The 11,527-nt window shown below is 72.5% G+C and carries 12 protein-coding genes and 1 tRNA gene; 4 read left to right on the plus strand and 9 right to left on the minus strand.

The features are described from left to right. The first annotated feature begins 46 nt into the window (after window positions 1-46). Genes FIP57_RS19550 through FIP57_RS19560 form a run of 3 tightly spaced genes read left to right on the plus strand, consistent with a single transcriptional unit; the run spans window position 47 to window position 2,593 of the window. Window positions 47-481, plus strand: a complete 435-nt coding sequence (locus FIP57_RS19550) for a hypothetical protein (protein WP_148575235.1) — start codon at window positions 47-49, stop codon at window positions 479-481. Then, window positions 387-1,928: a sensor histidine kinase gene (locus FIP57_RS19555; protein ID WP_148575236.1), complete on the plus strand. Its 1,542-nt coding sequence runs from the start codon at window positions 387-389 to the stop codon at window positions 1,926-1,928. Before FIP57_RS19550 ends, FIP57_RS19555 begins: the two co-directional genes overlap by 95 nt. Next, window positions 1,913-2,593, plus strand: a complete 681-nt coding sequence (locus FIP57_RS19560) for a response regulator transcription factor (protein WP_148575237.1) — start codon at window positions 1,913-1,915, stop codon at window positions 2,591-2,593. The genes FIP57_RS19555 and FIP57_RS19560 overlap by 16 nt, the downstream gene beginning before the upstream one ends. 3 nt (window positions 2,594-2,596) lie before the next feature. Here the strand turns inward: FIP57_RS19560 and FIP57_RS19565 are convergent, their stop codons facing one another. The 5 genes from FIP57_RS19565 to FIP57_RS19585 form a co-directional block, all read right to left on the minus strand. Further along, the gene (locus FIP57_RS19565) at window positions 2,597-3,238 is read right to left on the minus strand and encodes a hypothetical protein (protein WP_148575238.1); all 642 of its coding nucleotides are present in this window, start codon (window positions 3,236-3,238) and stop codon (window positions 2,597-2,599) included. Between the two features lie 116 nt (window positions 3,239-3,354). Then, window positions 3,355-4,242 (minus strand): serine/threonine-protein kinase, encoded by an 888-nt coding sequence (locus FIP57_RS19570; protein ID WP_148575239.1) that lies wholly within the window; start codon window positions 4,240-4,242, stop codon window positions 3,355-3,357. Window positions 4,243-4,276: 34 nt separating this feature from the next. Further along, on the minus strand, window positions 4,277-4,684 hold the full coding sequence (locus FIP57_RS19575) for a hypothetical protein (protein ID WP_148575240.1): 408 nt from the start codon (window positions 4,682-4,684) through the stop codon (window positions 4,277-4,279). A gap of 120 nt (window positions 4,685-4,804) precedes the next feature. Further along, window positions 4,805-4,876: transfer RNA gene (locus tag FIP57_RS19580), tRNA-Val, on the minus strand. 45 nt (window positions 4,877-4,921) lie between these two features. Further along, window positions 4,922-6,361, minus strand: coding sequence for a pyridoxal phosphate-dependent decarboxylase family protein (locus FIP57_RS19585; protein WP_148575241.1), 1,440 nt, complete (start codon window positions 6,359-6,361; stop codon window positions 4,922-4,924). A 122-nt stretch (window positions 6,362-6,483) separates the two neighbouring features. Between FIP57_RS19585 and FIP57_RS19590 the strand changes: the two genes are divergently transcribed. Further along, window positions 6,484-6,987 carry an Lrp/AsnC family transcriptional regulator gene (locus FIP57_RS19590; RefSeq protein ID WP_148575242.1) on the plus strand — a complete coding sequence of 168 codons (504 nt, stop codon included), beginning with the start codon at window positions 6,484-6,486 and terminating at the stop codon, window positions 6,985-6,987. A gap of 16 nt (window positions 6,988-7,003) precedes the next feature. Here the strand turns inward: FIP57_RS19590 and FIP57_RS19595 are convergent, their stop codons facing one another. The 4 genes from FIP57_RS19595 to FIP57_RS19610 form a co-directional block, all read right to left on the minus strand. Continuing rightward, complete coding sequence (locus FIP57_RS19595) at window positions 7,004-8,356, minus strand: sensor histidine kinase (RefSeq protein WP_148575243.1); 1,353 nt, start codon at window positions 8,354-8,356, stop codon at window positions 7,004-7,006. Between the two features lie 300 nt (window positions 8,357-8,656). Further along, window positions 8,657-9,121, minus strand: coding sequence for a peroxiredoxin (locus tag FIP57_RS19600; protein WP_148575244.1), 465 nt, complete (start codon window positions 9,119-9,121; stop codon window positions 8,657-8,659). After that, window positions 9,118-10,845 carry an AMP-binding protein gene (locus FIP57_RS19605; protein ID WP_238993605.1) on the minus strand — a complete coding sequence of 576 codons (1,728 nt, stop codon included), beginning with the start codon at window positions 10,843-10,845 and terminating at the stop codon, window positions 9,118-9,120. The genes FIP57_RS19600 and FIP57_RS19605 overlap by 4 nt, the downstream gene beginning before the upstream one ends. Before the next feature lie 186 nt (window positions 10,846-11,031). After that, complete coding sequence (locus FIP57_RS19610) at window positions 11,032-11,469, minus strand: DUF3052 domain-containing protein (protein ID WP_275266181.1); 438 nt, start codon at window positions 11,467-11,469, stop codon at window positions 11,032-11,034. Window positions 11,470-11,527: the final 58 nt, after the last annotated feature.

Genomic DNA, 11,527 nt, shown 5'->3' on the forward strand with positions numbered 1-11,527 from the left:
TCCCGCTCTCACGATCGGCGCACGCGGCTGCGGCAGGATCGTCGCCATGCCCGGGTCCCGTGCTCTCAAGGTGCTGCTGCTGCTCGCCGTGCTTGCGTTCCCCACTGCGTACGCCGTCGGCGCGGTCACGTCCGACCCGGCGCCCGTCCCCGGCCACGACCCCATCGTCCTGCCGACCGCGACGCCGTCCGGCAAGCCGTCGAAGACACCGTCGTCACCGTCGTCGTCACCGTCGTCGTCACCGTCGTCGTCCCCGCCGTCCTCACCGTCGGGGAGCTCGTCACCACGGCCGAGCGGGACCGCGTGCGACGACGACCCCGACGACGACGACGACGGCGTGGTCGTCGTCCGGCCGTGCCCCGAGGACATCGGAGATGATCAGGACGATGACCAGGACGACGCCGGCGACCGGGACGACGACCGGGACGACGACCGGGGCGACCGTGGGGACGACCGGGACGACGACCGCGACGACGGCTGAGCCGCGCGAGGCCGGGCACAGCGGCGCGCTCCGGGCCTTCCGCTGGTCGGTCCGGGCCCGCATCACCGCCACCGTCGGGCTCTGCGTCGCGCTCGCCCTCGCCGGGGCCGGGCTGCTGGTCTACCTCCTCGGCCTGGAACGGGTGCACGACACCGTCCGCACCGCGACGGCCCAGGAGATCGCCGAGCTCGAGGCGTTCGAGGAGGAGGGCGTCGACCCGGCGAGCGGCGGGGCGTTCACCTCGATCGAGCGGCTGGTCGAGGAGTTCCTGCTCCGCAACGTGCCCGCCCCGTCGGAGCTGATGGCGGGCTACTGGGGCGGCGACTTCGAGACCCGGTCGGCCTCCAGCCGGGGCGAGCTCGTGGACGACCACGGCTTCGTCTCCGCGGTGCGGTCACGGCTGGAGAGCGGCGGCTCGGCGACCGTCGGCACGCAGTGGGGCGAGGTCTACCTCGAGGTGCTTCCGCTGCAGGACGCGCAGCGGACGGGTGCCTTCGTGGTCGCCTTCTTCGTCGACGACGAGCGGGGACCGCTGCACGACACGCTCCGCAGCTACGCCATCGGGGCGACGCTGGCCTGGCTGGTGGTCACCGGCGTCGCCGGCTGGCAGGCCGGCCGGCTCCTTGCGCCGCTGCGCAGCCTGCGCCGGACCGCCGAGGAGATCTCCGAGACCGACCTGTCGTTGCGCATCGAGGAGACCGGCGACGACGACCTCACCGAGCTGACCCGCACGGTCAACGCGATGCTCGGGCGCCTCGAGCGGGCGTTCCAGGGGCAGCGCGCCTTCCTCGACGACGCCGGCCACGAGCTGCGCACGCCGCTGACGATCCTGCGAGGCCACCTCGAGCTCGTGGACCCCGGCGACCCCGAGGACGTGGAGCGCACCCGCGACCTGCTCGTCGACGAGGTCGACCGGATGGCCCGGCTGGTGGAAGACATGATCCTGCTGACCAAGGCCGAGCGCCCGGGCTTCGTCACCCCCGACCTGGTGGTGGTCGACCAGCTGGTCGCGGACGTGCTCGGGAAGACGCGCGGGCTGGCGGACCGGAGGTGGCGCGTCGAGGCGCACGCCGGGGGCGCCGCGTGGCTCGACGAGCAACGGATCACCCAGGCGCTGCTCCAGCTCGCCGACAACGCGGTCAAGCACACCTCGCCCGAGGACGAGGTGGCGCTCGGCGCCGAGGACGCCGGGGCGCACGTGCGACTCTGGGTACGCGACACCGGTCCCGGTGTGCCCGACGCGGAGAAGGAGACGATCTTCGCGCGGTTCGCCCGCGGCGCCGACGAGGGCGGCACCGAGGGGGTCGGGCTGGGGCTCTCGATCGTGGCCGCGATCGCTGCTGCCCACGGCGGGTCGGTCCACGTGGAGGACGCCGCACCCCGCGGCGCCCGGTTCGTGCTCACGCTCCCGAGGGAGCGGAAGGAGGTCGCGTGGCCCGCATCCTGATCGTCGAGGACGAACCCCGGATCGCGTCGTTCATGGCGAAGGGGCTGGCGGCCGACGGCCACACCACCTCGGTCGCCGAGGACGGGATCACCGGGCTCGACCTCGCGCTCTCCGGGGAGTTCGACCTGGTGATCCTCGACATCGGGCTCCCCCGCCTCGACGGGTACGGCGTCCTCGACGGCCTCCGGAGCCAGGGCAGCCGGGTCCCCGTGGTCGTGCTGACCGCCCGCGACTCGGTGACCGACACCGTCCACGCCCTCGAGGGCGGCGCCGACGACTACATGCCGAAGCCGTTCCGCTTCGCCGAGCTCCTCGCCCGCGTGCGGCTGCGGCTCCGCCAGGCCAACGACTCCTCACCGGTCGCGGAGGACACCCTCGCGGCCGGTCCCGTGGAGCTCGACCTGCGCCGCCGCACGGTCTCCCGCGACGGGCGCGAGATCGAGCTCTCCGCGCGCGAGTTCCAGATGCTCGAGCTCTTCATGCTCAACCCCGGCCAGGTGCTGTCGCGGGAGCAGCTGCTCTCGCACGTGTGGGGCTACGACTTCGACCCGGGCTCCAACGTGGTGGACGTCTACGTCGGCTACCTGCGCCGCAAGCTCGGGTCGGACGTCATCGTGACGGTCCGCGGGATGGGGTACCGCTTCGCGCTCGGCGGTCGCTCCTGACCGTCACTTGACGAGGAAGCTCCCCAGACATCCCGAGGACCCCGGCCCGATCGCGGAGGCCGCCGTGCCGCCGCTGTAGAACGTGATCAGCCCGACCCCGCCGCACCAGACCACCCGCGCGGTCCACCGGTTGAACGCGTCGGACCGTCGTTGCCAGTAGTCGGACCTGAGGAGCTTCCTCGAGGCCTCGATGGCGGTGCAGTCGGCGACGCTCGACAGGTGGCTCGTGTTCGACGCGCACGTGTCGCGAGCGGTGAAGAGCTGCCAGGCGACCTCCGGGTCGAACCGCCCCTGCCCGTCGGTCGGCATCGCCGGCTTCCCCGACGCGCTGGCGGACCTGCGCTGCCGGGCCCACGAGGCCTCGGCCTTCCGCAGGTACATCCGCTTGAAGGACCGGCTGTACCTGAAGTCGCGCTCGAACCGCCCGTAGCGGCCGGCCTTGAACCCCTTGACGAAGCCGCGCGCGTCCGTCGGCCAGACGACCAGCTGCAGCTCGTCCTCGACCAGGGGCGCACTGTCGGCGTCCTCGCCGCTCGCCTGGGCGACCAGGAACAGCGCGAGGAGGGCGAGCACGAGGAGCAGCGAGAGCACGACGGGAAGCGCACCCTTCGTCGTCCTGAACCACTGCCGGGTCGGGAACCGCACCGCAAGCCTCCGTGAGCGTCAGACCCGGACCGCGTGCCCGGGCGCCGGCGTCATCGTGGCCTGCGGCCACACGTCCCCGCACCCGCGTGGTCGGCCGCTGTGGAGAACCTGCGGGATCAGCGGGCGGTGAGCGCGACCTTCCAGCCGCCCAGTGCGCCGCGGGGCTGCCGCTCGAGGATCGGCCCGAGCGCGTCGGCCACCTCCGCCGGCGTCGGGCGTTCCTCCGGCCGGGGCGAGAGCATGCTCCCGACCAGCTTGGCCACGTCGTCGGGCACGAACTCCGGCAGCAGCCGCGGCTCGTCGACGAGCTGCCGGAACCGCTCCTCCACGTCGTCGTGGTCGGGGTCCCCGTCGTCGAAGGCCGGGAACCCCGCAGCGGCCTCGAACAGGACGGCTCCCAGCCCCCAGACGTCGGAGGCCGGTCCCGGGGAGCCGGTGCGCGGCGGGTCGGTCTGCTCCGGGGCCATGTAGGCGTCGGTGCCGATCGGGTACCGGAGCGCCGCCGCATCCTCGACCGTACGGGCGACGCTGAGGTCGATGAGCTTCGCGGGCGCACCGACGATGATGTTGCTGGGCTTCACGTCCAGGTGCACGAACCCCTGCCGGTGCAGGTAGTGCAGGGCCGCGGCCACCTCGAGCCCCAGCGCGAGGTACTGCGCGGGCTCGAGCGGCCCGTACTTGCGGACCAGGGTCGACAGCCGCGGCCCGTCGAGCTGCTCGAGGACGACGTGCGGCCGCTCGCCTCCGGTCTCCGCGCGCAGCGACCGGACCAGGGCTGGGTGGTTGGTCCGGTCGAGTGCCTCGACCTCGCGGCGCAGCCCGCGCAGCGTCCCCTCGTCGGAGACCTGCGCGGGCCGCACCACCTTGACCACCACGGGCGAGTAGGTCACCTCGTCGAAGGCGAGGTAGGCCTCGTAGGCGTTGCCCCCGCCGAGCAGCCGCATCGCGGTCAGGTCGTCGGTGAGGGGGTCCCCCGCCTGGAACCCCCAGCTGTCGCGCGTCATCCGTCGCTCCTCGGTGGTCGGTCGGTCGCGCCGGTCAGCGCCGGCCTCGGGTGTCGTTGCGGCTGCGGTCGTTGGTCTTGTTCGCCGAGAGGTCACGCTTCTTCTGGCCGCCGTCGCGGGTCCAGTCACGGGTCTTGTCGCCGCGGCTGCGGTCCCGGTCGCGGCTCACCTCGGTGACGTTGCTCCGGGTGTTGTCGCGGCTCGCCCGGCTACGGGTGGCTTTGCTCCGCGTGTTCTTGCTGCGGGTGTCGGCGACCAGCTGCAGCTCGTCGTCGTCGTCGAGCTCGTCGTCGTCGACGGTGACCAGCTCACCGGCCTGCTCGTTGCGCTTCAGGTAGACCTCGTCGGCCTTCGTGTCCGGCCCGGCCACGGCCGGCCAGGCGAGCACACCGGCGCCCACGGCGCCGGCGAGTCCGACGATGCTTCCTCGGATGATCCTCATGGTGTCCTCCTCGGGCGCCCTGGGGGCCCTGTCGTTCTCGTTGACGACAACCAGGTTGGGGCGGCTCGATGAGGCGACCGTGAGCGACGGATGAGAGGGCTCTCACGGGACGAGGAGGGGTGGGCGCAGCAGGGATCGAACCTGCGACCACTGGTTTGTAAGACCAGCGCTCTACCGCTGAGCTATACGCCCGGGGCGCCCGGAGGGGCGCACGACCGGACGAGGGTACAGGTCGGCTCAGCCGGCCTGCAGCCGCTCCCCGATCGCCCGCACCTCGTCGACGAGCGCCCGGACGTCGTCCTCGCGCGTCCGGTAGTTGGTGAAGCACGGCCGCAGGCACGCCTTGCCGTCCACCACCGCGTCGCTCACCCAGAAGCTGCCGTCCTCCTGGAGGGCGCGGACCAGCCGCCTGTTGTGCACGTCGACGTCGCCGGAGCGCGGCAGGTGGCGGAACGGCACGACGCTCAGCATCGGCTCGCTCAGCAGCTCGAGGTCGGGCGCTGTACGCACGAGGTCGGCGAGGAGCCGGGCCTCCTCGAGGTTGCGCTCGATGGCGACCCGGAAAGCGTCGGCGCCGTGCACCCGCAGTGCCAGCCACAGCTTCAGCGCCCGGAAGGGCCGGGAGTACTCCAGGGTGTTGTCGACCGCGTGCGGCTCGGGCGCCTCGTCGTCGTGGAGCATGTACGCCGACTCGTGGGCGAACGCCGCCCCCAACGACGCGCCCTCGCGGACCAGCAGCCAGCTGCACGCCTTGGGGACGTACATCCACTTGTGGGCGTCGACCGAGACCGAGTCCGCCCGGGCCAGCCCCTCGAAGAGCGGCCCGGCGCTTTGGGTGGCGGCCGCGGGAGCGCCGTACGCACCGTCGACGTGCATCCACACGCCGTGCTCCGCGCAGACGTCGGCGATGGCGGCGAGCGGGTCCACCGCACCGGTCAGGGTGGTCCCGGCGGTGGCGACGACCGCGACCGGGGTGATCCCCTCGGCGCGGTCGGCGGTGAGGGCCTCGCGGAGCGCCTCGACGTCCATCCGGTGGGCGGCATCGACGGGGATGCGGCGCACGTTCGCAGCCCCGACACCGAGCACCTCGGCGGCGCGGGTCACCGAGGCGTGCGCCTCGGCCCCGACGTAGACCGCGGCCCGGTGGCCGCCCATCCCTTGCGCCCGGGCGCCCGGCAGCGCGCGCTCGCGGGCGGCGTTGAGCGCGGTGAGGTTCGAGACCATCCCGCCGCTCGTGCAGTAGCCGGCAGCGGCCGGGTAGCCGATGAACTCGCCGACCCAGCGGGCGGTCTGCGCCTCGACGAGGTCGGCGGCGTGCGCGGTCACCGCCATGTTCACGTCGTGGCAGGCGGCGAGCAGGTCGCCGAGGACCGCCACCTCCAGCCCCGAGGAGCCGATGAACGCGAAGTAGCGCGGCCGGCTCTGCGACAGGCTCTCATCGAGTACCTTCTCGGCGAGCCCCAGGACCTCGATCGCGTCCGACGGCGCCCCCGGCAGCGGCTCACCGGTGAGCCGCTCGGTCTCGGGGCTGGTCGCGGGCTGTCCCGGTCTGGGGGCGTCGAAGGAGCGCCAGGCCCGGGTCACGATCGCGGCCGCATGCAGCAGCGCGCCCTCCCGGGATCCTGACGTCAGGGCCATCAGCCGCTCGGTGGAGCTCGTCATCGGTGCGCCGGTCATCCTGCAGGCATACCCATCGCGGGTCCGACGAGGCAAGATGCACACCACGAGGTGGTCAGAACGGCCATCTCGACCGGCACGAGCAGCGATAAACTGGTCGCTGCGACTAGCTAGGAGGGGCCGTGACCGACGGCGTGATCGATCGGCTCGACCTGGCGCTGCTCGAGGCACTGAAGGAGAACCCGCGGGCCGGGGCGCTCGAGCTCTCGCGGATCACCCGCGTGGCGCGCGCGACCGTCCAGGCCCGGCTCCGCCGGCTCGAGGAGGCCGTCGTCACCGGCTACGGCCCGGACATCGACCTCGAGGCGGCCGGCTTCCCGGTCTCCGCCTTCGTGACGCTGGAGATCGCTCAGGGTGCCCTCGACGAGCTCGCCGCCGACCTCGAGGCGCTGCCCGAGGTGCTGGAGGCGCACGTCACGACCGGCACCTACGACGTGCTGTGCAAGGTGGCGGCCGACTCCCATCAGCAGCTCCAGGAGACGCTGCTGCACCTCACCCGGCTGTCGGCGGTCCGTCGGTCGACCAGCGTGGTGATCCTGTCCGAGCTGGTGGCGCCCCGGGTGATGCCGCTGCTGCGGCGCTCGGCGCAGGGCCGCGCGGCCCGCGCGCCCGCGCACCGCAGCTGAGGCCGGGGGTCGCCGCTCAGCTGCCGGCGAGGGTGACCGTCGGCTCGCCCCGGGCGCGGTCCTCGCTGGCCAGCTGCGCAGCCGGCAGCACGATCGAGAAGGCGGCCCCGCCGCCGGGCGGCCGGGCGAAGCTGATCTCGCCGCCGTTGGCGACCACCAGGCTGCGGGCGATGAAGAGGCCGAGCCCGGTGCCCTTCGACTCACCTGCGCGGGCCTCGTCGGAGCGGGTGTACCGGTCGAACAGGCGGCGCTCGAACGCCGGGGTCACCCCGGGTCCGCCGTCGCTGACCCGGACGACGACCTCGTCGCCGACCCGCCAGCTGCCGATGGAGTACGGCGCCTCGCCGTACTTCGCAGCGTTCGTGATCAGGTTCGTCATGACCTGGGAGAGGTGCCCGCGGTCGACCATCGCCGACGCCGCCCCCAGCCCGGTGAGGTCCACGCCGGGGAGCGGCCGCTGGAGTGCCTCGAGGAGGTCGCGGACCTCCTGGTCCACCCGCACCGCGACCGCCCGGGGCTGGATCCCGTCGGCCGAGAGCGCCGAGACCGTCAAGGTGTCGTCGACCATCTGCTGGAGCTGGCGCCCGGACTGCTCGACGCGGCGCATGAACTCCAGCCGCTCGTCGTCGCTCAGGTGCGGCCAGGAATCGATCGCCATCTCGGCGAAGCCGTTGACCACCGCCAGCGGGGTGCGCAGGTCGTGGGAGAGCATCGCGACCAGGTCGGAGATCTCCTGGTTCGCCCGCGAGAGGGCGACGTTGGCCTCCTGCAGCTGCTCGTGCCGCGCCCGCTCGGCATCGAGCGCGTCCTCGGTGACCCTCCAGAAGACCAGGCAGGCGGCGCTCTCGGCGAGGACGAAGCCGCCGTGGACCAGGGCGAACAGCGCCGGGTTCGACTCCGCAGCGCTGTGGTTGAAGACCTTCTCCGGGGCCAGCAGGCCGGCGATCGCGTGATGGGCGAGCACGAACCCCGCCCCGATCAGGTAGGGGCGCCACGCCTGGTAGAGCGAGACGACGGCGATCATCACGAAGAAGTGGAAGTGCATCTCGATGAGGCCGTCGAAGAAGTGCACGAGGGCCGCCGAGCTCGCCACCAGCCCTGCCGTCGCCAGCGAGGAGCGGGTGCCGCGGCTGAACACCTCGAGGCAGGCTCCGAGCGCGAGGGCCGCGACCGGTGCGGTCTCCAGGAGGGAGTGCACGAACCCGTCGCCGCGGATGGTCCCGACCAGCGGCAGCGCCCCGACGTGGAGCCACAGGAGGACGCAGATGCCACGGTGCCGCGCCGACCACACGTGCGCCGGCAGGGCGCCGCCACGGGGGAACGCGTCACGCACCCGCGAGCCGAGCTCACCGAGATGCCACCGGGACACGTGAGCTCCTTCCCCGTCCGGTCGGTCGTCGCCGCCTGCCCGTGGGGCTCACCGCGATGTGGACGAGGTCACCCGGGCATTGCATCGACGGTAGCCCAGCGACTCGGGCCGGGGAGTGAAACGGCGAAGTCTGCACAGACCCGAAGAAACCGCTCCGAGGGCAGGGAAAAATAGGGCGACCGCTGGCGTCTCGGGTCACCAGCGGCCGCTGAGACAGCATTCTGCACAACGAAGGCACCCGTTGTCAGTCGAACGGGCAGAATTGCTCAGAGGTTTTGCCTGGGGCTGCTGACCGGCGGGTCAGGAGATCCGGTCGAGCACCTCGGCGTACTCCTTCAGGCTGCGTGCGTCGGGCATCGCGTTGTGGACCGACCAGGCCACCGTGCCGGCCCGGTCGATGACGAACGTCGAGCGCAGCGCCGCTCCGGTCGCCTCGTTGAACACGCCGTACGCCGACGCCACCGCCCCGTGCGGCCAGAAGTCGGAGAGCAGCGGGAAGTGGATGTCGTGGGAGTCGGCGAACGCCCGCAGCGAGAACATCGGGTCGCAGGAGATCCCGAGGATCTCGACCTCGTGGCTGGCGAAGGTCGTCCACGCCTGCTGGAGCTCGGAGAGCTCACCGGTGCAGACGCTGGAGAACGCCGAGGGGTAGAAGACGAGCAGGACCTTGCGGCTCCCCCGCAGGTCGCTGAGGGCGACCTGCTGGCCGTGCTGGTCCCGGAGGGCGAAGTCCGGTGCGGCAGTGCCGTCCGGGAGTCCCGTCACGCGTTCACGTCCTGCTCTTCCTGCTGGTTCCCGCCGTCCCCCGCTGCGGCGCCGTCGGAGCCATCATCCCCCGTGCCCTCGCTCCGCGCGTCGGCACCCTCCTCCTCGAGCGTGCGCTTGAGGAGCTTCCCGGTCGCGTTGCGCGGCAGCTCGTCCATGAAGACGAACTCGCGCGGCACCTTGTACCGGGCCAGGTTGGACTTCACGTGCTCGCGGAGGGTGTCCTCGTCGACGTCCTTGCCGTCCTCGAGTACGACGAACGCCTTGAGCCGCTTGCCGTACTCCTCGTCGTCGACGCCGATGCAGGCCACCTCGTGGACCGCCTCGTGGCGGGTCAGGCAGTCCTCGACCTCCTGGGGGAACACGTTCTCGCCGCCGGAGACGATCATCTCGTCGTCCCGGCCCTCGACGAAGAGGCGGCCCGCCTCGTCGAACCGGCCCACGTCCCCACTGCTCATCAGCCCGTCGACCATGTCCTTGTTGCCGCCGCCGGTGTAGCCCTCGAAGAGCATCCCGTTGCCGACGAAGATCCGGCCGGTCTCCCCCGTCGGCACCTCCTTGCCGTCCTCGTCGAGGATCCTGACCACCGCGCCGTGGGGCGGCCGGCCGGCCGTGCCCGGTGCCTCGCGGAGCTCCTGCGGGTTCGCGATCGTGGCGTAGGCGACCTCGGTCGAGCCGTAGGTGTTGTAGAGGTTGTCGCCGAACTGGTCCATCCACTGCTGGGCGAGGTCACCCGGGAGCGACGACCCGGACGCGGCGACGACCTTGAGGGTGGACAGGTCGTAGGAGTCGAGGGTCTGCGACGACAGCCGCATGATCCGCTGCAACATCACCGGGATGACCACCAGCGAGTCGGCGTGGCTCTCCGCGCACGCCTCGAGGCACCCCTCCGGGTCGAACTTCCGCCGGAGCACGATGCGGGTCTCCAGCAACATCGACAGCGCCATGTGCGCGAAGCCCCAGGTGTGGAACAGCGGCGCCGCGATGTGGCAGGTCCAGCCGCGCTTCATCGGGATCCGGGAGAGCAGCGCGACCGCGTCGTCGATGCCCGCCTTGTTGCGGGGCGCGCCCTTCGGGGTGCCGGTGGTGCCGGAGGTCAGGATGATGATCCGGCTCGGCTTCTCCGGCGGGGAGAACGTCGCGGACGTCGAGCCCCCCGCGACCAGCCCCTCGAGCGTCGGCGTCCCGCCGAGCGCCCCCGGGTCGCTGTCGACCCAGGCGAGGACCCGGGTGACGTCGGCGGCATCCTCGAGCATGCCGGTGAACTCCTCGTCGTGTATCACGACGGTGGGCCCTTCCCGCTCGAGTACCTCGACGAGCTGGGGGCCGGCGAAGGCGGTGTTGAGGTAGAGCAGGTCCGCCCCCAGCTTCGCCGCGGCGACCGTCGCCTCGACGAAGCCGCGGTGGTTGCGCGCCATCAGCGCGACCCCGCTGTCCGGGCCGACACCGAGGCGGCGCATCGAGTCGGCCAGCGCGGTGGCCCGCTCGTCCAGCTCGCGGTAGGTCAGCTCGCCGAGCTCGTCGACGAGCGCGACGCCGTCCGGGTTGCGCACGGCGAGCGCGGCGAAGCCGCCCGCCGGCCCCACCCCCCACTGCTGCAGGGTCCGGCCCAGCCGGGCCAGCGTGACCGGGGAGTACGGGCGGACGATGCCGGTGCTCCCCAGCACCCGCAGCTTGGTGATGCTCTCGCTGACCACGCCTGTCGATCGGCCGGCGTTGAACACAGGTGCTCCTCAGGTGGACGTGGTCCGGTCGGTCGACCGGACCCGTTCGGTCCAACGCACCCGGTGGCCGCCTGGTTACTCCCCGGTCTGATGCCCACCCCGCCGCGGGCCCAACCGCGGCTCGACCGCGGCTCGACCGCGGCTCGACCGCGGCTCGACAGTGGGCCCGGACACGGGCCGGGAGCGTCAGCGGCCGGCCGACTTGGGGGCCGCCAGTCGGGTGGCGGTCCAGTCCTTGCTGATCGAGGTGGTGGTGGTCACCGCGAGCCCGGCGATCGGGGCCGCCTCGGTGATGTCGGCGGCGTCCACCGCGCCCGGCCGCCCGACCTTGGGGGTCAGCAGCCAGATCACACCGCCGCCGGTCAGGTCGGTGAGCGCGTCCATGAGCGCGTCGGTCAGGTCACCGTCACCGTCACGCCACCACAGGACCACCGCGTCGACCACGTTGCCGTAGTCGCCGTCGACCATGTCCGCGTCGATCGTGTCCTCGATCTGGATGCGGAGCTCGTCGTCGACGTCCTCGTCCCACCCCAGCTCCTGGACGACGGATCCGGGGCCGAGCCCCATCCGCGCGCCAACGCCCTGCGCCTTGCCGGTGTCCGCCCCGCCGGGGGTCGCGCTCACGGTGTGGTCCTCCACTCTGTTCGGGCGGAACCCGGGCGGCCCCACCTGACGTGTCTCG

Source organism: Nocardioides caldifontis (assembly GCF_008087345.1).
GTDB classification, from domain to species: domain Bacteria; phylum Actinomycetota; class Actinomycetes; order Propionibacteriales; family Nocardioidaceae; genus Marmoricola_A; species Marmoricola_A caldifontis.